The sequence below is a fragment of the Streptomyces griseus genome, assembly GCF_900460065.1.
In the GTDB taxonomy this organism is placed as follows: domain Bacteria; phylum Actinomycetota; class Actinomycetes; order Streptomycetales; family Streptomycetaceae; genus Streptomyces; species Streptomyces griseus.
In genome coordinates this window covers 418,353-441,371 of sequence record NZ_UAVD01000028.1, presented here as the reverse complement: position 1 = coordinate 441,371, position 23,019 = coordinate 418,353, and the positions used below count along the sequence as shown (strand labels likewise).

General features: G+C 74.4%; 16 protein-coding genes. 11 read left to right on the top strand and 5 right to left on the bottom strand.

The window, feature by feature from the left end; translation table 11 throughout:
* Positions 1 to 128: 128 nt before the first annotated feature.
* Positions 129 to 1,379: a hypothetical protein gene (locus DTB53_RS19745; RefSeq protein WP_012379035.1), complete on the bottom strand. Its 1,251-nt coding sequence runs from the start codon at positions 1,377 to 1,379 to the stop codon at positions 129 to 131.
* Positions 1,380 to 1,654: 275 nt separating this feature from the next.
* Between DTB53_RS19745 and DTB53_RS19740 the strand changes: the two genes are divergently transcribed.
* A complete protein-coding gene (locus DTB53_RS19740) occupies positions 1,655 to 4,879 on the top strand; it encodes an AfsR/SARP family transcriptional regulator (RefSeq protein ID WP_012379036.1) in 3,225 nt (1,074 codons plus the stop codon).
* Positions 4,880 to 5,281: 402 nt separating this feature from the next.
* Positions 5,282 to 6,943 (top strand): hypothetical protein, encoded by a 1,662-nt coding sequence (locus DTB53_RS19735; RefSeq protein ID WP_172595273.1) that lies wholly within the window; start codon positions 5,282 to 5,284, stop codon positions 6,941 to 6,943.
* Here DTB53_RS19735 and DTB53_RS19730 read toward each other — a convergent pair.
* Together DTB53_RS19730 and ku are read right to left on the bottom strand one after the other, a co-directional pair.
* The gene (locus DTB53_RS19730; protein ID WP_012379038.1) at positions 6,912 to 8,771 is read right to left on the bottom strand and encodes a serine/threonine-protein kinase; all 1,860 of its coding nucleotides are present in this window, start codon (positions 8,769 to 8,771) and stop codon (positions 6,912 to 6,914) included. The two genes, DTB53_RS19735 and DTB53_RS19730, sit on opposite strands and share 32 nt — an antisense overlap.
* A gap of 243 nt (positions 8,772 to 9,014) precedes the next feature.
* On the bottom strand, positions 9,015 to 10,202 hold the full coding sequence (ku, locus tag DTB53_RS19725; RefSeq protein ID WP_012379039.1) for a non-homologous end joining protein Ku: 1,188 nt from the start codon (positions 10,200 to 10,202) through the stop codon (positions 9,015 to 9,017).
* A gap of 94 nt (positions 10,203 to 10,296) precedes the next feature.
* On the opposite strand from ku, the gene ligD reads away from it, so the two are divergent.
* The 9 genes from ligD to DTB53_RS19680 all read left to right on the top strand — a co-directional run bounded on the left by ligD (position 10,297) and on the right by DTB53_RS19680 (position 21,024).
* Positions 10,297 to 11,187, top strand: a complete 891-nt coding sequence (ligD, locus tag DTB53_RS19720; protein WP_012379040.1) for a non-homologous end-joining DNA ligase — start codon at positions 10,297 to 10,299, stop codon at positions 11,185 to 11,187.
* Between the two features lie 223 nt (positions 11,188 to 11,410).
* Positions 11,411 to 13,582, top strand: a complete 2,172-nt coding sequence (locus tag DTB53_RS19715) for a HEAT repeat domain-containing protein (protein ID WP_012379041.1) — start codon at positions 11,411 to 11,413, stop codon at positions 13,580 to 13,582.
* A complete protein-coding gene (locus DTB53_RS19710; protein ID WP_012379042.1) occupies positions 13,579 to 13,896 on the top strand; it encodes a zinc ribbon domain-containing protein in 318 nt (105 codons plus the stop codon). The genes DTB53_RS19715 and DTB53_RS19710 overlap by 4 nt, the downstream gene beginning before the upstream one ends.
* Positions 13,897 to 14,176: 280 nt before the next feature.
* Positions 14,177 to 14,920 (top strand): hypothetical protein, encoded by a 744-nt coding sequence (locus tag DTB53_RS19705; protein ID WP_042496111.1) that lies wholly within the window; start codon positions 14,177 to 14,179, stop codon positions 14,918 to 14,920.
* The gene (locus tag DTB53_RS19700; RefSeq protein WP_003966287.1) at positions 14,917 to 16,296 is read left to right on the top strand and encodes an ATP-binding protein; all 1,380 of its coding nucleotides are present in this window, start codon (positions 14,917 to 14,919) and stop codon (positions 16,294 to 16,296) included. The genes DTB53_RS19705 and DTB53_RS19700 overlap by 4 nt, the downstream gene beginning before the upstream one ends.
* A gap of 92 nt (positions 16,297 to 16,388) precedes the next feature.
* Positions 16,389 to 16,889, top strand: a complete 501-nt coding sequence (locus DTB53_RS19695) for an SH3 domain-containing protein (RefSeq protein ID WP_003966288.1) — start codon at positions 16,389 to 16,391, stop codon at positions 16,887 to 16,889.
* A 151-nt stretch (positions 16,890 to 17,040) separates the two neighbouring features.
* Positions 17,041 to 18,417, top strand: a complete 1,377-nt coding sequence (locus tag DTB53_RS19690) for an FtsW/RodA/SpoVE family cell cycle protein (protein WP_012379045.1) — start codon at positions 17,041 to 17,043, stop codon at positions 18,415 to 18,417.
* Positions 18,414 to 19,871 (top strand): peptidoglycan D,D-transpeptidase FtsI family protein, encoded by a 1,458-nt coding sequence (locus DTB53_RS19685; RefSeq protein ID WP_003966291.1) that lies wholly within the window; start codon positions 18,414 to 18,416, stop codon positions 19,869 to 19,871. The genes DTB53_RS19690 and DTB53_RS19685 overlap by 4 nt, the downstream gene beginning before the upstream one ends.
* A gap of 49 nt (positions 19,872 to 19,920) precedes the next feature.
* Entirely contained in the window at positions 19,921 to 21,024 is a 1,104-nt protein-coding gene (locus DTB53_RS19680) for an amidase family protein (RefSeq protein WP_012379046.1), read from the top strand.
* A 130-nt stretch (positions 21,025 to 21,154) separates the two neighbouring features.
* Here DTB53_RS19680 and DTB53_RS19675 read toward each other — a convergent pair whose 3' ends face one another.
* Both DTB53_RS19675 and DTB53_RS19670 read right to left on the bottom strand, forming a co-directional pair.
* Complete coding sequence (locus tag DTB53_RS19675; RefSeq protein ID WP_042496114.1) at positions 21,155 to 22,006, bottom strand: hypothetical protein; 852 nt, start codon at positions 22,004 to 22,006, stop codon at positions 21,155 to 21,157.
* A 96-nt stretch (positions 22,007 to 22,102) separates the two neighbouring features.
* Positions 22,103 to 22,996 carry an ADP-ribosylglycohydrolase family protein gene (locus DTB53_RS19670; RefSeq protein WP_012379048.1) on the bottom strand — a complete coding sequence of 298 codons (894 nt, stop codon included), beginning with the start codon at positions 22,994 to 22,996 and terminating at the stop codon, positions 22,103 to 22,105.
* Positions 22,997 to 23,019 lie beyond the last annotated feature (23 nt).

Here is a 23,019-nt window from a genome sequence, read left to right as displayed (position 1 = left end):
GGCCTGGAGCCGGACGCGCAGGTGCTCGTCGACGACCCGCAGCGGGCGGTCGGGGTGCAGCAGGGTGGCTCCGGTCCGGCGGACTCCGCGCTGCGGGGCGTGCTCGGTGAGCCGTACGGTCGTCGCGGTCATCGGGCGTACCCTCCTGCGTCGTGACGTGCCGTCACCGGCAGCGGCGCGTGGTCGGTGCGCGGCCGGGCCGCGGGGGCGCGCAGCCGGAGCTTGCGGTAGATCAGGGCCCGCATCCTGACGGCGAACCGCCCCGGCTCCGAGGTGATCCGGGCCGTCACCTGCGCGTACCGTTCCGCGCGGTAGGCCGCGGCGGCGCGGGCGAGCTGGCGGTCCAGGGGGCGGTCGGCGTGCAGCTGCGGGGCGAGGGAGGCCAGTTCGGCCGCGGGCGAGGCGGGGTCCAGGTCGCCGTCGGGGACGTCGCCCATCAGGACCGGGACCCCGGTCATCGCCCCGTACAGCGAGACGGAGCCGTGGTCCCCCACCACGTGGTCGGCGGCGACCAGCGCTCCGACCCAGTCGGCGTGCTGGCTGATCACCAGGAGCCCCGAGCCGACGAGCCCCGCGAGCCAGCTGCGGATCTGCCATTCGCCATGGGCGTTCCAGACGTGCGGGTGCAGCAGGAGCGCGACCCGGAAGTCCTCCCGGGGCAACTCCTCGACCAGCCGTTCCAGCAGCTCCCACTGGCGGCCCAGGAGGGAGCCCGGCCCCCAGGTGGAGCAGACGGTGACCAGTTGCTGTCGGGCTCCGACCCCCAGGGCGTCGCGGTAGAGGGCGCGTTGCGGGAGGCTCGCCGTGATCCGGTCGGAGCAGGGGTCGCCGACCACCTCGGCCGCCGGCAGCGCCTCGGGGCACGCGCGGCCGAGGCGGGTCAGGTCCTCGTGGTGGGCCAGCACGATCGACTCGGGCACCAGCCGGCCGTCCTGGATCAGCCATTGCCGGTCGAGCCCGTAGATCCCGCGCCCGGCGACCGGGCGTCCGCGCTGCCCGGCGGGGATCAGCTTGTTGTGCCCGACGCCGTGCGGGAGCACGATCACCGGGGCGTGCAGTTCCTGGAGTCCGCCGTGGGCCGCCGCCACCGCCAGGTCGAAGGGCAGCTGGACCGCCTGGTGCCAGGGCAGGACCAGGCCGCCCAGTCGTTCCAGGAAGGGGCCCACCCCGTGGCTGAACACGTCGGGCGCCTGGGTGAAGAACACCTGCACCCGGGCGTCGCCCTCCAGCAGCCGTACGGCTTCGAGCAGCCGCTGCCCCGCCGTGACGGTGTGCACCACGGCGAGGATCTTCCTGCGGGTCCGGCGGGTGGCCCAGCGGTCGACGTCCAGGCGCACGGGTACAAGGGGCCGGTACGCGTCCGGCATGGTCAGGCTCATCTTGATCAGTCCCCGTTTCGGTCGCCGCGGACACGGGGCCCGCGGAGGCCGCGGCTGACGGCGGCCCGGGACGCATCTGCCCACGGGCGTGGACAGGCGGCTTGCAGGAATCCTGCGTTCCAGCTGTACGGGGAAAAGCGCCGCGCCATGCGCCCCGCTCACGCCCCCGTGCGCTCTGGTCCGGGCAGGTGGCTCAGGGAACAGTGGACTGTTCCGCACAGACGTGCGGACGCTGCCGGTGGCGGCAGGAAGTGGCGCACCCATCGGGGGGCGATATGGACCTTCTTGCTCTGGGACCTCTGGAACTATGGCACGGGGACCAGCAGCACGAGCTCGGTTCGGTGAAACACCGCTGCGTGCTCGCCGTTCTGGTACACGCGCGCGGGGAACCCGTCGCCGTGGACACGTTGATGGAGCGGGTCTGGGGGGACGAGCCCCCGCCCAAGGGTCCGGCCACGCTCCAGACGTACCTCTCCAAGCTGCGCAGGAACCTGCGCGACGCGGTGGGGCCGCTCGTGCGGCTGGACCATGTGCCGCCCCGGCTCTACCGGCTCCGGATGAGCGACCGGAACGATCTGGATCTGGTCCGCTTCCAGCGGTTCCGCGCCGAGGCGGCGGTCGCGGCGGAGCAGGGCCGCACCGACTGGGCGATCGGGCTGCTGCGGACCGCCGAGAGCATGTGGCGGGGCGAGCCGCTGACCGAGAGTTCCGGCGAGTGGGCGGCCTCGGTGCGGACGCGGCTGGTGGAGGACCACCGCCATGTCCGGGAGGAGCGCATCCGGCTGGAGCTGGAGCTCGGGCGGCACGCCGATCTGATCGGCGAACTCCGCGAGTTGGTGGCGGAGAGCCCGTTGGCGGAAGGAGTGGTCGGCTCCCTGATGCTGGCGCTGACGCGCAGCGGCCGGCACAGCGAGGCGCTGGAGCTCTACCGCACGACGCACACCCGCCTGCGCGAGGGGCTCGGCATGGAGCCGGGGGCCGATCTGCGGGCGCTGCACCAGCGGATCCTGGAACAGGACCTGGGGCTGACGGGTCCCCGGGCCGAGGCCGTCACCGTCAGGGCCCTCGCCCCCGCCGCACCGCGGCAGGCCCCCGTCGCCGCCCCGGCGGCGGGTGCCCGGTCCGCCCTGCCGGCCCGCAACAACCTCCCCCGCGACACCCCGGACTTCACCGGCCGCGAGAGGGAGTCGGCGCTCCTGCGTGACGGGGTGGCCGGCGCCGACGGCTACGCGCTGCCGGTCGCCGTGCTCCACGGAATGCCCGGCATCGGCAAGACGGCGCTGGCGGTGCACACCGCGCACCGGCTGGCCGAGGACTATCCGGCCGGTCAGCTGTACGTCGATCTGCACGGGTTCAGCGGGCGGCGGCCGCTCGACCCGGCCGAGGCGCTGGCCTTCCTGCTGCACGCCGCCGGCGTCGGGGACAAGCTGCCGGCCGGCCTCGACGGACGGGCGGCAGCGTGGCGGGAGTGGACCGCGCGCAACCGGGTGCTGGTGGTCCTCGACAACGCGCGGGACGCCGCCCAGGTCCGCCCGCTGCTGCCCGGATCGGCCGGGTGCCTGGCGATCGTCACGAGCCGCAACCGGCTCTCCGCCCTGGACGGGGCCGCCTCCCTGGCGGTGGACGCGTTGTCGGCGCCGGAGGCGGCGGCCCTGTTCACGCGGATCGCGGGCACGGCCCGCACCTCCCGCGATCCGGAGGCGCTGGAGCTGCTGGTGGACGCCTGCGGCCGCCATCCGCTGGCCACGACGCTGCTCGCGGGCCGCTTCCGGCACCGGGAGATCTGGGATCTGCGCCATCTCCTGGAGCGGCTGGCCCAGTCGAGCGATCCGCTGGACGAACTCGACGAGGAGGTGTTCGTCTCGGCGTTCCGCTTCTCGTACGCGGAGCTGACGTCCGGCACGCGCCGATTACTGCGCCTGCTCGCGCTGCATCCCGGGCCCGACATCACCGCGGCGGCGGCAGCCGCCCTGTCGGGGCGGGGCAACGGGCTCGGACCGGGTGGCGGGGCCGAGGGCGTGCGGCGCAGCATCGAGGAGTTGCTGGACTGCCATCTGCTGGCGGAGCCGGTGCTCGGACGCTACCAACTGCACGACCTCACACGGGCGTTCGCGCTGCGTATGTCCATCGCCGAGGAGCCGGAGGAGGAGCGTCGCGAAGCCGTCGACAGGCTCCTCGAATACTGCCTCACCTCCGCGCACCGGGCCCACCGCCTCACGCACCCGCGCCGCAGGGCCCTGGAGCCCGAGCGCCTGCCGGTGTACGCGGCCGGGTTCGGGGACGCCCGGGAGGCGGCGGCCTGGCTGGACGCCGAGCGGGCCAACCTGCTGGCCGCCGGCCGCACCGCGGCCGGGGAGGGCCGGGACAGCGCGGCGCTGTTCCCGCACGCGCTCGCCCCCTCGCTCAGGATCTGGGGCAGTTGGGCGGTGACCAACGAGTTGTACGGCGCGGCCGTGGAGGCGCTGCGCTCCCGGGGCAACCCCCTGCTGCTGGCGCAGACGCTGGTGGAGGCGGCGGAGGTGCTGGCGCAGTCGGGGCCGGGTGAGGCCCTGAGCTGTGCGGGCGAGGCCCTGACCCTGTTCCAGGACCTGAAGGACCCCGCGGGGTGCGCCGACAGCTCGCTCCAGGCGAGCCGCGCGCACCTGGCCGCCGGGCACACCGGCCCGGCGCTGCGCATGGTGGCGCGGGCGCTGGCGCTCTACCGGAGCCTGGGCGATCTGCACGGCGAGGCGGACTGCCTCAACGTCGAGGGCGCGGCGCTGTACTACGAGGGCCGGTACGACGAGGCGCTCGGCCGGGCGCGGCTCACCCTGCACATCCACGAGGGGACGGGGGACCTGCTGGGACAGATCCGCGCGCTCAACAACATCGGCGAGATCCACCACCTCCAGGGGCGGATCGAGCACGCCCGGGACCACCTCGAAAGGTCGCGGGCACTGGCCCGGCTGCACAGCGGCGCCCGTGAACTGGCCATCCTGGACACCAATCTGGGCGCGGTGCACCAGGCCATGGGGGACACGTCACGGGCGTTGGACGGTTTCCGGAGGGCGCTGGCGAGCCACCGGGCCCGGGGGGACGCGCTGGGCGAGGCGAACGCGCTGATCAGCATGGGCACCGCGTACGCCGAGAACGGCGACTCCGGTGCGGCGTTGCTCCACTTCACGGTGGCGGAGGAGGTGGCCCGGGCGATCGACAGCGCCTACGAGCGCTCCCGGGCACTGCTCGGCGTGGCCGATGTGCACGAGGCGGGGGGCAGGCCGGAACCGGCGGCGGAGGCGTACGGGCAGGCGCTGGAGCTGGCCGAGCGCACCGGCTCCCGTCCCGGCGCGGCGCGGGCGCTGGCCGGCCTCGCGCGTACGGCGCTGCGGACGCGCCGGGGCGACCTGGCCCCCGAGTACGCGAGGAGGGCGCAGGAGGTGTACCGGAGCCTGGGCGCGGAGGCCGAGGCGGAGAGCCTGCGGCGGCTGCTTCGGGAGGACATAGGAAGGACCGGCTCCTGAGCCTCGCCCGGGTGCCGGTCCGTTCGACCGCGGTGCGGATCAACCGCTGGTGACGTGGCCCTTCGGGCCGCGCGGGGTCACCACATCCACTGAAGGATCTTCCACATAGGCGTTGCAACTACCTTCGCTCTGAACAGAATTGACTGCGTTACCGATGCCGGGAACCTGACTCCGCGATCATGGCACACGTCGAGGCCTCGAAGATCCGAACAGGCTCACCCTTTCGAGTGCATTTTCTGTGGCCTCTTCCACCAACTCCCGTATCTGGCGTGTCATTTCGCCACATAGGGTGCTGAACGACGTCATGGAGGGGGCAAAATGCCCGCCCGATCGCGCGTGAGGCGGTACGGCCCCGGGCAGAGTCAGGATGACCTTTTTCGGCTCGGCGGTGGGGGGACCGTTATGGAGTCCGACGATCGGTACGGGGCCGCGGGGCAGGGGTGGGGAGCCGACCGGGGCGGGGAGGACGGGCCCGTGCCACCGCCGCCGCCCTCCCGCGCGCCGGCCGTCGGGCCGCCACCGCCCGGTGCGCCCCTGCGCGCGGTCGGCGCGGCGCTGCTCAATCTGACCGGACTCGGGCTCGGTTACGCCCTGTTGGGCCGCTGGACGCGGGCCGCGGTGTGCTGGGCGGCCACGGCGGTGCTGCTGTGGGCGGCGTTGCCGGCCGATCCGGACGGGGTGCCCGGGGGCGTTCTCGCCGGGTATCTGCTCGTGCTGGTGGCGGCTGCCGCCGACGGGGCCCGGATCGCCCTGCGGTCGGCGCTGGGCGGGGCGTGGCGGCCCGTCGTGGCGGTCGGGCTCGGCGTGGTGCTGCTGGCCGTGCCGACGGGTGGGGCCGTGGTGTACGGCTCCGCGCGGAACGAGGCGCGGGAGCAGATGCTGCTGGACCGGCTGGCGGCCGGGGACGAGCGGGTCGCGACGGCTTCGGGACGGCCGTTCGACGCGGCGAAGGGCGAGTACGAGCGGGCGCTCGACGCCTATCGCGCGCTCGGCGAGGACCACCCGGGCTCCCGGGCCGCGAAGCTGGTCCCGGACCGCCTGAAGGCGTACTACGACGCGGTCTCCACCCCGTACGCCGAGAAGCGGCTCTGTGAGGCCGTCGCGCCGCTGACCTATCTGCGGACGCTGCCGGACTCGGTGGACGAGAAACTGCTGGGCCCGCTCGCCGCGTGGCCCGACGAGCCCCTCGCCGCGTCGTTGTACGGGTGCGGCGTATCGCGTCTGGGCGGGCCGGGCGGCGGCGGCACGGAGCTGGGAGAGCTGCTGCGCACGTTCCCCGGTTCGGCCTCCGCGCGCCAGGTGGGCCCGGCGATCGGGAAGCGGATCAAGGAGCAGGTCGCGGCGTTGGAGGGGGCCGAGCCGTGTGCGGCCACCGAGGTGCTGCGGGGCCTGGGAGCCACCGCGTCCGGCCTCCCCGACGAGGGTGTGAAGGCGCTGCGCGGCGATGCCGACAAGGGCGTGGTGGACGGGGTGTACGCCTGTGGGGTCGACCAGTTCGAGGACGAGCAGTTCGGTGCGGCGCGCACGACGCTGACCGATTTCGCGCGGACGTACCGGAGCGACGGGCGGGCGCGGCAGGCGCGGAACATCGCCATAGCGGCGGAGATCGCCGACGACCGTCCGGCGGCGGGCAAGCGGCTGCCGCCGTCGAAGCGGCCCGGCGGCTCCCGGATGGAGCTGGTCATCAGCAATGACGCGCCGAACGCGGTCGAGGTGCTCTACACCGGCCCGGTCACCGGCACCGCCACGCTGAAGGCCTGCGCGGGCTGTGAGCGGTACAGCGCGTCCGAGGGCCCGCGGCGGGCCTGCGGGGCGAGCGGCCGGGACTACCCGAAGGCCCGGCTGCGGCTCCCCGCCGGGGAGTACCACTTCCTGTACAAGCACGGTACGGGCGCGACCGCCCGGGTGGACAGCTACTCCTCGGGGACGAAGGTCCAGCCGGGCTACACGTACACGAGTTGCACGTACGTCATCGAGCGGAGCCCGTTCGACCTGGACCTGCCGCAGCTTCCGGATTCGATCCGGCCGGCGCTCAGCCCTTGGGGCGCGGGTTCCTCTCGATGACCCGGCCGTCCAGCTCGGCGGTGAGGAAGGCGCCGCCGTGCGAGTCGGAGACGTAGACGCGCAGCACGGGCCGGTCTCCGTGGAAGGGCGACGAGGGGTCCACGATCACGTAGCGGCTCTCCGGCTCGTCGACGTTGAGCGTCTTCTCCGCCGACTTCAGCAGGGCGGGCAGCGCGTCCCAGTCGACGGAGTCCAGGTCGATGGTGGTGGATCCGGGCGTCAGGGTGCCGCCCATGTCGTCGTTCTCCGCCCGGCCGTCGCGGTAGCTGAAGCGGTCGTACAGCGCGGCGTTGGACTTCAGGGGCGCCTCGGCGGAGGCGTGCTCGCCGTAGAGGGTGAAGTCGGTGACCTTCGTCCCGCCCATGAGGGGCTTCATCGCCTTGATCGCCGACCGCGCCCCGTCCGGGGTGAGCAGGTCCACGGCCTCCGGCGCCTCCTCCTCGGAGCCGCCGGTGTCCGCGGATCCGCCGGCGTCGTCGGCCACCGGGGCGGGCGCCGGAGCGGAGGCCTGCGGGGCGCTCGCCCGGTCGCGGGGGCGGTCGTCGCCCTCGGAGCCCCGGAACGAGAACGGGTCGGCGGTCCAGAGGACGGCGCCCGCGATCACCACCGCCGAGACGACGGACGACGCGGCGCTGATCCGCCAGGCCCTGCGCTCGACGCGGCGGCGGCGCTCGTGCGGGGCGCCGTCGGCGCCGGGGGCGGGCTGCCGGTACGGGGTGCCGCCGGGTGCGGACGTGGCGGCGGCGGGGGGCGGGAAGCCGTAGCCCGTGGGAACGCGGTCCTGGGGGCCCGTGGACGGCGGGGCGAAGGAGCCGCCGGTCCGGTCGGACCCGGGTGACGGGGGCGTCGGCACGGACCGGGGCGCGGGTCCCGGCCGGGGCGGCGGCGTGGCGGCCGTCTGCGTGGGCGTGCTGTGCACGGATCCGGGCCACGCGGAGGCGGGGCGGTCCCGTACGGGCTCCGTGGGCGTGGGGGCGGGGCTCGCGCCCGGCCGCGCGGCCCCGGCCAGCAGGCGGTCGAGGGCCTCGGCGTCCGGGCGGGCGGCGATGTCCCTGGTGAGGAGCGCGTTCAGCACCGGGGCGAGGGACCCGGCCCGCGTCGGCGGCGGGACCTCCTCGTCGAGCACGGCGGCCAGCGTGGCCAGGGTGGTGGCCCGGCGCAGCGGGTGGCGGCCCTCGACGGCCACGTACAGCATCATGCCGAGCGACCAGAGGTCGGAGGACGGGTCGCCCTCCGTGCCCCGGATCCGCTCGGGGGCTATGTAGTCGGGCGAGCCGATGAGGGCGCCCGTCGCGGTGAGGCTGGTCGACTCGCGGATGGCGGCGATGCCGAAGTCCGTGAGGACGGGGCGGCCGTCGGGGCGCAGCAGCACGTTGGCGGGCTTGACGTCGCGGTGCTGGATGCCGGTGGCGTGGGCGGCGCGGAGGGCGGCGAGGATGCCGCGTCCCAGCTCGGCGGCCTCGGCGGGTTCCATGGGCCCGTGGGCGAGCCGGTCATGCAGCGACGAGCCGGCCACGAGCTCCATCACGATCCACGGGTAGCCGTCCTCGCCGGGGTCGACGATGTGGTGGACGGTGACCACGTTCGGATGGTCGACCCGGGCCAGGGCCCGGGCCTCGCGCAACACCCGGGCGCGCAGGGTGCGGGCGCCTTCGGGGTCGTACTCCGCGAGCGCCGGGTCCGGGGGCCGTACCTCCTTGAGGGCGACATCGCGGTGGAGCGCCTCGTCGCGGGCCCGCCAGACCATGCCCATGCCACCGCTGCCGAGCCGCTCCACCAGCGTGAAGCGGCCGTCGATCACCCGTCCCGAGGGGGCCTCTGCGCTCATGGGCCGTAGCGTACGGGGGACGGAGGACAGCGGGGCGGCGGGGATGCGCCGACGGCCGGGGGGACGGCCCCGGTTGGCGCTCGGGCGGGCGGGCGCACACCGTCGGCCGGGGGCCGAGGCGAGGTGCGGCCGGGGCTGGTGAGCGTCGGGCCGGCGCTCCGTCGGGGCCGCGCGCCCGACAGGGCGCATTCCGACAGGACGCGCGCCCTCCTCGGGCCGCCCCACGGTCAGGGCGGGCCTCCGTCAGGCCGAGGTGCGTTTGCGGGAGGACGCCGACTTCTTCGCCGTGCCGCCGCCCGACGACGTCCGCTTCTTGGCCGCGGCCGTCGTCCCCGTGGTCCCCTTCGCCGTCGTTTTTTTCGCCGTCGTCTTCCGCGCCGTCGTCTTCTGTGCTGCGGTCTTCTTCGCCGTGGACTTCTTCGCCGTGGACTTCTTCGCGCCGGAGGACTTGGGGGCGGACTTCTCCGCCGTGGAGTCTCCGGAGCGGGTGACCGTCTTGCCGGTGGGCGTGCGGTGCGTGGTCCTCCGCGCGGTTTTGGTGGTCCGCGCGGCCTTCCCGGAGCTCTGCCCGGACGTCTTCGACGAAGCCTTCGCCCCCCTCCCGATGGGGTGGACGTCGGCCATGTCACCGCCGTCGCCGCCCGCGCCCTCGTCGTCCCGGGACGTCCTGGCCGCCCGCACGCTGTTCTCCAGCGCCGCGATCAGGTCGATGACCTCGCCGCCGGTGTCCTCGGGTTCGGCCGGGGGCACGCTCTCACCGGACGCCTTCGCGGCGGCGAGCTCCTCCACCGCCTCCCGGTAGTCGTCGTGGAGGCTGTCCATGTCGACCTCGCCGAGGGTGCTCATCAGGGTGTCCGCCAGGTCGAGTTCGGCGTCGCGGACCGTGATGTCGCCGTCCGGGGCCGCGTCCTCGGGAGGCCGGATCTCGTCGGGCCACAGCAGGCCGTGCAGGGCGATCACCTCGCCCACGACGCGGAGCATGCCGAGCCGTTCGCGGCCGCGCAGGGCGTACTTGGCGACGGCGACCCTGTTGCTGCGCTTCAGGGCCTCGCGGAGCAGCGTGTACGGCTTGGCGGCCGGGACCCCGTTGGCGGAGAGGTAGTACGCCGCGTCCATCTGGAGGGGGTCGATCCGGTCGGCGGGGACGAAGGCGACGATCTCGATCGTCTTCGCCGTGGGCAGCGGGAGCTGGGCGAGATCCTCGTCGGTGATCGGGATCATCGTGCCGTCGGCGTCCTCGTACGCCTTGCCCGTCTCACTGCCGGAGACCTCCTGCTCGTCCAGTTCGCAGACCTTGCGGTACCGGATCCGGCCACCGTCGGCGAGGTGGATCTGCCGGAAGCTGATCGAGTGGTTCTCGGTGGCGTTGACCAGCTTGATCGGAATGCTGACCAGCCCGAAGGAGATCGCGCCGTTCCAGATGGATCTCACCGTTCACCCCTCGCCGATCGCCGACCCTTGAGCACCTTGGGGCATCGGAGATGCTTCCAAGCGATTTCATGCTGTTTCGTGTGATTCTTATCGTATGACGCCGATCACCGAGGTGGAGGGGCGACGGGTCTCGCTCAGCAATCTCGACAAGGTCCTGTATCCGGCCACCGGGACGACCAAGGGCGAGGTGCTGCACTACTACGCGGCCACCGCGGGCGGCGTGATCCTGCCCCATCTGCGTGACCGCCCCGTGTCGTTCCTGCGCTACCCGGACGGACCGGACGGCCAGGTCTTCTTCACCAAGAATCCGCCGCCCGGTACGCCCGCCTGGGTGGGGACCACCCCCGTGCCCCGGAGCGAGGACCCGGGCGCCCGGCAGGTGGTCGTGCGGGATCTGGCCTCCCTGATGTGGGCGGCCAACCTGGTGGTGGAGTTCCACACCCCGCAGTGGCGTGACGACGCGCCGGAGGTCGCCGACCGGATGGTCTTCGACCTGGACCCCGGCGCACCCGCGACGGTCGTGGAGTGCTGCACGGTGGCGCTCTGGCTGCGCGAGCGCCTGGCGGCCGACGGACTGACGGCGTACGGGAAGACGTCCGGCTCCAAGGGGATGCACCTGCTGGTCCCGCTGGAGCCGACCCCGTCCGGCGAGGTGTCCGCGTACGCGAAGCGGCTGGCCGTGGAGGCGGAGTCGGACCTTCCGGGGCTGGCCCTGCACCGGATGAAGCGGTCGCTGCGGCCGGGCAAGGTCTTCGTCGACTTCAGCCAGAACGCCGCGTCCAAGACGACCGCCACTCCCTACACCCTGCGCGCCGCGTCCGAGCCCACCGTGTCGGCCCCGGTGACCTGGGAGGAGATCGCGGAGTGCCGGGAGGCGGACGCCCTGGTGTTCCGGGCCGGGGACATGGCCGCCCGGCTGGACCGGCACGGTGATCTGCTCGCGCCCCTGAACGACCCGGAACAGGCGCGTCCGCTACCCGTGTGACGGTCCCCCGTTTCACAGGAATCCACAGCCGAATCGTCTTGACCGGGTCATGACCTCGTCACGGCACGAGGAAAGGCCACAAGTGGCGGGTGGATTGTCGGACCCGTGGTGCACACTCTGCGCAGGCGCTTTCTCCGGAGCGCGCCGGGAGGGGTGTGGCGGACAGGGCGCGCCACGGGGCGCGCCGGTCCGGGCGCTGTCGTGATCGCGGGGAGGGGATGGCGTGTTCTCGGGGATCGACGAGGTCGACTGGGCCTCGATGGAGCATGCCTACGGGCCTGCCGACGACGTGCCGGAGCTTCTGCGGGGGCTCGCGTCCCAGGATCCGGCGGAGCGCGAGGCGGCGCTCGACGGCATGTACGGCGCGGTGCACCACCAGGGCGATGTGTACGCGTGCACGCTCGCGTGCATCCCGTTCCTGTTCGAGCTGGCCGTGGACCCGGGGGTGCAGGACCGCGGCAGCGTCGTCGAACTGCTCACCAGCATCGGCGGCTTCGACCTCGACGAGGACGACGAGGCGGAGATCGACGAGGACGAGATCGAGGGCGCGGCGAACTACGCGATGGCCGCGGCGGCGGTCACCGCGGGCGCCGGGGTGTTCTTCGAGCTGATCGCCGACGAGGACCCCGGGGTGCGGCTCGCGGCCCCGCTGGCGCTCGCCACGCTGCACCGCCATCCCGTGCGGGTGCTCGCGCTGCTGCGGGAGCGGCTGCCGGTGGAGCCGGACGAGGAGGTGCGGCTCGCTCTCGTGGAGGCGGCCGGGCGGGTCGCGCTGCGGCACCGGCCGCTGGCGGGGCGGGTCGCGGAGTGGCTGGGCCGGCTGGCGTCGCGGGCGCACTCCCCGGGGCTGCGGCTCGCGGCCCTGGCCCAGCTGGCGCGCTGTTCGCCTGACGGACTGCCCGGTGACGTGGTGCCGGTGGTCTCGGGGCTGCTGCGCGAGATGCGCTCCCTGCCGGAGGGGGGTGCGGCGGAGAAGGACTGCCCGGATCCCGACCGGGACCCGGAAGCGGAGGCGGTGGACCCGGAGGCGGAGCCGGTGACCGCCGCGGAGACCTGTCGGGGCGAGCAGGTCGCGACGCCGACGCTCGTGGGGCAGTTGCGGTCGCTGGCCGCGCAGGAGAGCGCCGGGCGCGGGGCCCCCTGGGCCGCGGATCTGCTGCGCACCCTGCACGTCGGACTCGACGACCGGGTCGCCGACCGGACGGCGCTGCTCGCCGATCAGTTGCGCAGCCCCGACCGTCGGCAGCGCATCGACGCCGTACGGATGAGCGGCGGGCTGATACGGGCCTGGCGCGGCCCCTACGAGGAGTTGGTGGCGCTCGTCGGCGATCAGCTGTCGGACCCCGAACCCCGGCTGGCCGAGGCCGCGTCCCATGTGCTGGAGGAGCTGTTCGGCCTCGCCGCGCCCGCCGCGGACGCGCTGGCCGCCCGGCTGGAGGACCGGCCCGGGGACTGGGTGAAGTCCTGGGCCAGTGGACCGCCCGGGCTCGGCTCCACCGTGAAGGCCCTGGCGCGGCTGGGCGACGCCCGGGCGGTGCCCGCGCTCGCGGCGGCGCTGGAGCTGCCGCGGGTGGCGCACGACGTGGGGTTCGCGGTGGGCCACCTGGGGGCGGCGGCCCGGCCGCTCGCCGGGGCGCTGCGGAGCAGACTCGCGGAGGTGGAGCTGGACGAGGGGGCCTACGACCGGGCGAGCCCGCTGCTGGCCGGGCTGGCCGGGTTGCGGGCGGGCGAGGCGACCCCCGAGGTGCTGCGGGTGCTGCGCGGGGCCCCGGAGTACCGGGGCGAGTGGCTGTGCACGGCGGCACTGCGGGCGCTGGGTTCGTTCGGGCCGGCGGCGCGGGAGGCCGTTCCGGAGCTGCGGGCGCTGATCAGCCGGCCGGGGACGGCCTCCGCGACCGAGGTGGCGGAGGCGCTGTGGGCGATCTCCGGGGACGCCGACGCGGTGCTGCCGGCGCTGATCGAGGGCCTCCAGTCGCACCAGGTGCACGAGCGCCGGGCCGCGGCGGTGGCGCTGGGGTCCCTCGGGCCGCGCGCCGCGGTGGTCGCGCCCCGGCTGCGCGGGCTGCTGGCGCACGAGGACCTGTGGCTGCGGGTCGACGCGGCGATCGCGCTGTGGGAGGTGTCGGGCCGGACGCAGGAGACCGTCGAGGCCCTGCTCTCCGACTGGGAGCGCAGCCGTCACGTGCGGGTCCGGGTGGCAGAATGCGTGGCACGGATGGGGCCGGTCCCGGAGGGGTCGGCCGCAGCACACGTCCTGCGGAGCGAACTCGTCTCCGTACGCCGTCACAACGCGATGGACGGCGGGTACGGCAGTCATGACATCCACGAGGACGAGAAGCTCCTGGCGCTGTGCCGACAGGCACTCCGGGGGACCGGGAAGGGAACCACGGCATGATCATTTTCGGCACCAAGGGCTACCTCCACCAGTTGGCCATCCTGACGATGGTGTGCGGCTGGTGCGGCAATCCGGCCGCGCACACCCTGCGCAAGCGGGTCACGAAGTTCACGCTGTTCTTCGTCCCGCTGTTCCCGTTCTCGACGAAGTTCGCCACGCAGTGCACGTTCTGCGGCGGCGAGCGGCAGATACCCGGGGAGGAGGCCGACCGGCTGCTCGCCCAGGCCGCGGCCGGGCAGGACGGCAACGTCCACGGCCAGGCCCCGCAGCAGCCCGGTTTCACGCCTCCCGGGCAGAACCCGTACCAGCGCTGAACCCGCACCGGCGCCGGGTCCGCGGGCGGGGTACGGGATCCGCACCGGCGCCGAGTCCGTGGGCGGCACCGAACCCGGAGTCCGCGGGCGGTACGGGACCCGTACCGGCACCGAGTCCGTGGGCGGCGCCGAACCCGCGGCCCTCCGACCGCTCCGGCCCCGTGGTCCCCGACCACGGGGCCGCGTACGTTACACAGGGGTACGAAGTCGACATTGCGCACGCTCGTCCGATTAGGGTGTGAGACCGCTGTGTCGTCCGTCGTCGAAGAGGAGGCGAGCCTTGCGCCCGCACCGCGTCCCGGCGGCGCCCCGTACCGCCGCGTGCGCCCTCGCCGCGCTGACCCTGCTGTCCGGCTGCGGCGCGGCCGGCGAGCTGAGGAGCGCGGGGGACGCGCCGTCGGCCGTCGAGCCCAAGAGCCTCTGGCCGGACCTGCCGCCCGCCTCCGCCGCCCCGTACGACTACGGCGAGGGCGAGACCGCGCGCATCCCGGGGATCCGGGTGACCGGCGGCGACGTGCGCACGCTGGACCCGGTGGCCGTGGCGCAGGCCGGGCTGAAGGCGAGGACGGACCGGGACAGCGGTCTCGACGAACTGCCGGACGGGACGGTCCGGCAGATCAAGGCGTGCCGGACCGCCCCGGACGACTGCCCGGTCCTCCCGCCGTACTACCGCGATCTGACCGGCGACGGCAGGGACGAACTGGTGCTCGGCATCCGGATGCCCGACCGGCAGCTCGCCGTGCGCGTCTACATGCCGGACCAGGGCGGCCTGACCCGGATCATGTCCACCTACGACGCCGTCATCAGCGTGGAGCTGGCGGACCGGGACCTGATCATGCGGGCCCCCTCGGTGATCCCGGGGTACGAGTACCGCACCGCGTGGTCCTGGGACGACCGCCAGCGCGCCATGCTGCCCACCCGGGACGAGATCCTGCGAACGCCCGAGCACCGGAAGGCCCCGAAGCCCCCGAAACCCTCGGCCGCCACCCCGGAATCCGCCACGCCCTCCACGGGGACGCGATGAGGCGGCGCGGGTTCCGCTCGCCCTCCTGGACCGCGAGCCTCACCTGGAAGTCCGCGGTCTTCCTGACCGCCATGTGCTGCACCCTGGCGGCCCTCCTCGGCTTCCTCGTGCACACGGCGGTGACCCGGCAGACGGTCGAACAGGCCCGGGAGAAGACGTTGAGCCGGCTGGAGGTGGTCACCGACGCGTACGAGGCCGGGGAGCCGCTGCCTCCGGGGTCCGGCATCGACCCGCCGGGCCTGCCCGCCTCACTGCGCGCCCTGGCCGCGGACGGCGAGCGCGGCACCGTCGTCGCGGACGGACCGCACCGGCCCGGGGACCGGGACGGGCGGAGCGGACCCGCCATGTGGGCGGCGGGTCCGGCGGACGGACGGGCGCTCGCCACCTGGACGGACTACAGCCACAGCGCCCGCACCATCGGCGGCCTCGACCGGGCGATCATCGGCTCCTCGCTGCTGGCCATCGCCGCCACCCTGCTCGTCGGGCTGTTCGCCGTCGGCCGGGTGACCCGCAGGCTCCACCAGAGCGCCCGGGTGGCCCGCCGGATCAGCGCGGGCGATCTCGACGCCCGGGTGCACGATCCCCGGACCGCCCGCCCGGTCCGCGCCCAGGACGAGGTGGCGATCGTGGCGGGCGCCCTCGACACCATGGCCTCGACCCTCCAGCGCAAGCTCCAGACCGAGCAGCGGTTCACCGCCGACGTGGCGCACGAGCTGCGCACCCCCCTGACCGGCCTGTCGGCCGCCGCCGAACTGCTGCCGGACGGCCGCCCGGCGGAGCTGGTGCGCGACCGGGTGCGGGCGATGCGGGCGCTGACGGAGGACCTGCTGGAGATCTCCCGGCTCGACGCCCGTACCGAGCAGGTCGACCTGGCCGTGCACGAACTCGCGCCGCTGGCGGAGCGGGTCGTCCGGGCGTCGGGCACCGACACCGAGGTGCGGGTGGCGGGCGCGGCCCGGGTGGAGACCGACCGGCGGCGCCTGGAGCGGGTGATCGGCAATCTGGTGGCCAACGCGCACCGGCACGGGCGGCCCCCGGTGGTGCTGAGCGTGGACGGCGCGGTGGTCTCCGTACGGGATCACGGGCCGGGGTTCCCGGCGTACCTGCTGGACGGTGGGCCGCAGCGGTTCCGCACGGACGGCGCGGGCAAGGGGCACGGCCTCGGGCTGACCATCGCCCTCGGCCAGGCCCAGGTCATCGGCGCCCGGCTGGACTTCGCCAATCCGCCGGACGGCGGGGCGCTGGTGCGGATGACCCTGCCGGAGTACGTACGCCTCGACGACGGCGACGCGGACGGGAACCCCGGTGGCGACGGGGGTCGGGGCGCCACGGACGACCCGGACGGCCCAACCCCCCGGCCGCCTCACGCGATGTGACGCGTTGCGGACCGTGTGTCGCGAATTTAGCGTGACGCTCACGAGCCCAGCTCGTGTCCCCCACGGTCCTTTCCTCATCGCATGGAGGCAGCATGTCCCCCCTGTCCCGCTCCTCGCGGCTCCGCCGGCTCGGTCTCGTCGTCGCCACCGGCACGCTCGCGGCGCTCACCGCCGCCGCTCCCGCCGCGCTGGCGGCCGACCCCCAGCCTGTCGGACAGCGTGCGGAGGCCGCCGCTCCGGACCCGACGTCCGACGAGCTCTCCGCCTCGGCGCTGCAGCGCGAGTACGAGGCGCAGCAGAAGCAGGCCCGCGAGGAGGCGCAGAAGCAGGGTCAGGCGAAGCCCCAGGCGCCGAAGCGGACCTACAAGGGACGCGTCATCGCCAAGCCGTACCTGCTGCTCCGTGACAAGCCGACCCGCAGCAGCCGCATCGTCGGCTCGGTCGAGTACGGCGAGGTCGTCAACATCTTCTGCAAGACCGAGGGCGACAACGTCGACGGCAACAACCGCTGGTACCTGCTGACCGACGGCACCTGGGCCTGGGGTTCGGCCCGCTACATCGAGAACATCGGCGCCGCGCCGAAGTGGTGCTGACCTCGCGTCACCCGCACATCCGCCCGCCCGTGGAGCCGTCCCGGCAGCGTCGCCGCCGGCTCCGCGGGCGGGTGCGCGTCCGGTGGGCGCCGGCCGGGGCATAGGTGTGACATAAGGGAAATACCGCGCACCTCTTGCTACGTTGCGGGGCATGACCGCAACGACGGCGGACGCTCCCCCGCCCGAGCTACGCCTGCCCAAGAGGCGCGGGGTGGAGCTCACCCTCCTCGTCGGGGGCGTCCTGATCTCCGTCCTCGGCTACGCGGCGGTCGGCCTCGCCCATGACGGCACCGTGCCCCCCGACGTCGCCGGATACGGCGCCGGGCTCGGCACGCTCGCGCTGCTCGCCCATGTCGCGGTCCGCTTCCGGGCCCCGTACGCCGATCCGCTGCTGCTGCCCATCGCCGTCCTGCTCAACGGGCTCGGCCTGGTGCTGATCTACCGGCTCGACCTGGAGACCCCGAGGGACCAGGCCGCGCCCACCCAGCTCGTCTGGTCCACCCTCGGCGTCGCCCTGTTCGCGGCCGTGGTGGTGGTGCTGCGGGACCACCGGGTGCTCCAGCGGTACGCGTACCTCTCGGTGGCCTCGGCGCTCGTCCTCATGACCGTGCCGATCTTCTTCCCGGCGGTGAACGGGGCGAAGATCTGGATCCGGATCGGCGGTCTCTCCTTCCAGCCGGGCGAGTTCGCCAAGATCCTGCTCGCGGTGTTCTTCGCCGCCTATCTGGCCGCCAACCGCAACGCGCTCGCGTACACCGGCCGCACGTTCTGGAAGCTGCAACTGCCCTCCGGCCGGGTGCTCGGGCCGATCGTGGCGATCTGGCTGCTGAGCGTCGGGGTGCTGGTGCTGGAGCGCGATCTGGGCACCTCGCTACTGTTCTTCGGACTCTTCGTCATCATGCTGTACGTGGCGACCGGCCGGACCGGCTGGATCGCGGTCGGGCTGCTCCTTGCGGCCGTCGGCGCTTTCGTCGTCGGCTCCTTCGAACCGCACGTCCACAGCCGGGTGCAGGACTGGCTGGACCCGTTCGCCTCGATCGACGCGGGGCGGGGGCCGAGCCAGCTCGCCCAGTCGCTGTTCGCCTTCGCCGCGGGCGGGATGCTCGGGACCGGGCTCGGCGCGGGCCACTCCGTCCTGATCGGCTTCGCCGCCAAGTCCGACTTCATCCTGGCGACCGCGGGCGAGGAGCTGGGCCTGAGCGGGCTGACCGCGATCTTCCTGCTCTACGCGCTGCTCGTGGCGCGCGGCTACCGGGCCGGGCTCGCCCTGCGCGACCCGTTCGGGCGGCTGCTCGCCATCGGTCTGGCGTCGATCCTGGCGCTCCAGGTGTTCGTGATCGCGGGCGGGGTGATGGGGCTGATCCCGCTGACCGGGATGGCGATGCCGTTCCTGGCGCAGGGCGGCTCGTCGGTCGTGACCAACTGGATCATCGTGGCGCTGCTGATCCGGCTCAGCGACGTCTCGCGCAGACCCCACCCGGAACAGGCCGGGACCGGGGTCGTCGCGGGCGCCGGGGAGGACCGGTGATCCGCTGCATCCGGCGGGCCGCCGCCTTCTGTCTGCTGCTGCTGGTGGCACTGCTCGTCAACGCGGCCCGGATCCAGGTCTTCGAGGCCGACGAACTGGACGACAATCCGGCCAACCGCCGCAACACCATCGCCCGCTACGACCAGCCGCGCGGCAACATCCTGGTCGGCGACCGGCCCGTGACCGGCAACAAGGAGACCGGCGAGCGGCTCAGCTTCGAACGCACCTATCTGCACGGCCCGCTGTACGCGCCGGTGACCGGATACGCCTCGCAGACGTACGGCACGACGCTCATCGAGAACGCCGAGGACGCCGTCCTCTCCGGTACGGACTCCCTGCTGGCGCCGCTGCCCTTCTGGAACGAGTTCACCCGGGGCCGGCAGCCGGGCGGCGACGTCGTCACCACGATCAGGGCGTCGATGCAGCAGGCCGCGTACGACGGGCTGCGCGGGCGGCGGGGCGCGGTCGCGGCGCTGGACCCGTCCACGGGCGCGATCCTGGCGCTGGTCTCGACCCCGTCGTACGACCCCGAGCGGCTGTCGGGGACCGGTTCCGCGGTGACCGACGCCTGGGCCCGGCTGAACGCGGCCACGAGTATGCCGATGCTCAACCGGGCCATCCGGCAGACCTATCCGCCGGGCTCCACCTTCAAGATCGTGACGGCGGCGGCGGCCCTGGACGAGCGGGTGGTGACGGACGCCGACGCGGCCACGGACACGCCGTCGCCGTACGTCCTGCCGGGGACGCGGACGACCCTGCCGAACGAGGCGAGAGGGTGCGAGCAGGCGTCGCTGGCGGACGCGATCCGGGTCTCCTGCAACACGGTGATGGCCCATCTCGGGGTGGAGGTCGGACTGGAGGGGATGGTGGAGACGGCGGAGAGGTTCGGCTTCAACGACTCCGGGCTGCGCATCCCGTCCGGGGTGGCGAGGAGCAACTTCGACACGGACATGAGCGACGACCAGCTCGCGCTCTCCTCGATCGGGCAGTTCAACACGACGGCGACCCCGCTCCAGATGGCGATGGTCGCCTCGGCGGTGGCCAACGGCGGGGATCTGCGCCGTCCGCATCTGGTGGACCGGGTGACCACCGCCGACGGGGACACGGTGCGGCGGGAGGGCTCCGAGGCGTACGAGCGGCCGATGAACCCGGCGACGGCGGTGCAGCTCCAGCGGATGATGGTCGACGTGGTGGAGAACGGCACCGGGTCGAACGCGGCGATCGACGGAGTCGAGGTCGGCGGGAAGACCGGCACCGCCCAGCACGGCGTCGACAACTCCGGTCTGCCGTACGCCTGGTTCATCTCCTGGGCCCGGGCCCCCGACTCCGGCCGCCCGGCCGTCGCGGTGGCGGTGGTCGTGGAGGACGCCGCCGCCGACCGGGGCGACATCAGCGGCGGCGGCAGCGCGGCCCCGATCGCCCGGGCCGTGATGGAGGCGGCGCTGGAGGAGTAGCCGGGGCGCACGGCGGAGCGCACGGCGGAGCGCACGGCAGACTGGGCCCATGACTCGGACGACCTCCGCCGTGGCGCGGGCCCTGGAGCGGATCGACCGGCTGGATCCGGCGCTGGGCGCGTTCATCGAGCTCTGGCCGGACGAAGCGCTCGCCCGGGAACGGGAGGCCGTGGCGCGCCGACTCCCCCTGGGCGGGCTGCCGTTCGCGGTGAAGGGCCCCTCCGGGATCCGGTCCTTCGCGGCCCGTCGGCTGCTCGCGGCGGGCGGCTCCCCGGTCGGTGCGACCTCGGTGCCCGGGCCCGGCGCCCACTGGCAGACCTGGGGCCTGGGTCCGCACGGCCGTACGGTCAACCCGTGGCGGGCCGACCGTACTCCGGGCGGCTCCTCGGCCGGGTCGGCGGTCGCGGTGGCGGCGGGGATGGCGGAACTGGCGACGGGCGGCGACGGGGCCGGGTCGGTCCGCATCCCGGCCGCCTGGTGCGGGGTGTTCGGGCTGAAGACGACGAACGGGCTGCTCCCCTCCCCCGACCGGTCGGGGCTGGCCTCGGCCGGGGTGCTGGCCCGGTCGGCGGACGCGGCGGAACCGTATCTGCGCCACATGCTGGACGGGTACGAACCGGTCACCGCTCCCGCCCTCCCGCTGCCCGCCGTGTACAGCGAGGACCTCGGGTACGCGGAGGTGGACCCGGAGGTGGCGGCCGTCGTCCGGGCCGCGGTGGACCGGCTCGTCGCGGCGGGGACCGTACGCCTCCTGGGGCGCGAGGCCGCGCTGCTCGACCCGGTGGGGGCGTGGACGGCGATACGGGGCGGGGCGCCGGACGATCCCGGCGCGGTGCGGGTGCGGCGGGAGAACGACGAGCGGCTGGACGCGCTGCTCGCGGGCGGGGCCCTGCTGCTGACCCCGGCCACCCCGAACCGGCCGCACGGCCACGAGGGTCCCGGGGCCCTCTACTCCACGGCCCTGACCTGGGTGTTCAACCTGAGCGGGCATCCGGCGGCGAGCCTGCCCGCCGGGTTCACCGGGGACGGCTGCCCGGTGGGACTCCAGGTGGCGGCGGCGCGGGGCGCCGACGTCCGGCTGCTCGCCGCGGCCCGCGCGGTGGAGGGCGCCCTGCCCGCCGCGCCGAGCCCGCCCCCCGCCCCGAACCGCTGACGGGCGGGGCGGGGGCGGGGCTCCGGCGGGTGGAGCCGACGCCCGGTCCCGGCGTCCGGTCGTCAGGGGCCAACCGTCACATGTCCGGTGTCAGGCCGCCGCTCGGTCCCCGCCGGCCCGTCGCCGCCGGTCAGCCGATCGGCTTGCGGGCCTCCTCGCGGACCTTGGCCGCCTCCGCCGCGACCGCGGCCAGGTCGATGGACTCGGCGTCCTTGAGCACGCTCTCCGGGCGGATCACCGCGATCATCGCGGCGGTGTTGTCGTCGCCCCAGGCGCACATCGGGATGTTCGCGACGCCACCGGCCTCCTTCGACTGCACGACCTGGCACTCGATCGTGATGTCGTACCCCTCGGGCGTGAACTCCTCGGCGGGCACGACGAGCTTCGCCCCGTCGGCCTCCGCCGCACCCTCCATGATCTTGCCGCGCATGAAGCCGGGGCTGGCGAGCCGCCCGTACATCCCCGAGAGCACCAGGGCGCCGCCCTTGTCCGACGTGTAGTGCGCGACGACCGCCTCACCGTCCCGGATGCTGGGGTCGGGAGTGTCCTCGATCTCCTTGCCCTCGGTCTCCGAGAGGTCCTGGCCCAGGCGGAATTCGCCGTCCAGGAGCTTCTGCTGCACGAGGAGCCGGTACTCCGCCTTCGGGTACGCCAGGTCGGTCCCCTTGTCGGCGAGCTGGGTGACGCCGAAGACGATGGCCCCCGCCACCACGACCGCGCCGACGGCGATCCCGACGACGAGTCCGGTCCGCTTGCGCCGCGGCGGCTGCGGGCCCTGGGGCGGCCAGCCGCCGGGTATGCCGGGCTGGCCCCAGCCGCCCTGCTGGGGCTGCGCCGGGGGCTGTTGCGGGTAGCCGTAGGGCGGCGGCTGCGGCACGGAACCGGGCGCGGCGGGCGGCGCGCCGTAGGGGTTCTGGCCGTACGGATTCTGCGGGGACGGCGGCCCGTACGGGCCCTGCGGCGGGTGCGGCGGGGTGGTCATGCGCTCACCGTACGACACGTTTGCGAACGGAATTTCGATGAGGCCGGTATCGGTATCAGGTCGAGAGCATCGCCCCCGGCCCGCCGGTCCGGCCCTTCAGCCCAACGGCTCGCGTCGGCGCAGCCAGTCCTCCGGCGCACCGGCCGTCCCCGTCGCCGCCCCGACCACGCCCCCGGTGATCGCGCACGTGGTGTCGACGTCGCCGAGTCCCTCCGCGGTCGCCCAGAGCGCCGCCTCCAGGTCGTCGCGGTGGCGGGTGGCGGTCCACAGCGCGAAGGGCACGGTGTCGTCGGCCCGGATGCGCTGTCCGTTGCCGAGGAGGTCCGCGGCCTTCCACGGTTCGGTGGTGAACGGCGTCCGCGCGGCGTGCCGCACTCCGTCGCGTACCGGTCCTTCCGGCGTCCGGTCCGCCACCGCGTCCAGCACCAGTTCGCCGCGCGCCGACAGCGCCGCGGCCACCGCGACGGCCACCGCGCCCGCGATGCCGTCCGGGTGGGCGTGGGTGACCTCCGCCGACAGCACGGCCTGCGCCGCGACGTGGTCCAGGTCCTCGTGGAACCGGGCGCCCAGCGGCGCGACCCGCATGGCCGCGCCGTTTCCGAGGCTGCCGCCGTCGAAGAGTCCGGGGGCCAGGGTGCGCCAGTCGGCCGGCGCCTCCAGCAGTCGGGGCAGCAGGAGGTGCATGCCGTGGCCGTAGCCGCGGGCCTGGTCGGCGTCGAAGGCCAGGGCGTAGCAGAGGGCCAGGTGGTCCTGGTCGACGTGGCCGTGCTCGTCGAGGGAGCGGGTCAGCGCGAGGGCCAGGGCCGTGTCGTCGGTCCAGTGCCAGCGGGGCTCCGGCGGGGTGCGGCGGGCCCGGATCTCGTTCACGGCCTGCCGGGGCGCGCGGAAGAGGGGGAACCACCGCTCCCCGAACGCGTCGCCCAGCGCGAGCGCTTCGAGGCTGCGGCGGGCGGCCGAGCGGCCCGCGGCTGTGGTCGCGTTCGTCGTCATGCCTCCATCCTGGCCCGCCGGGC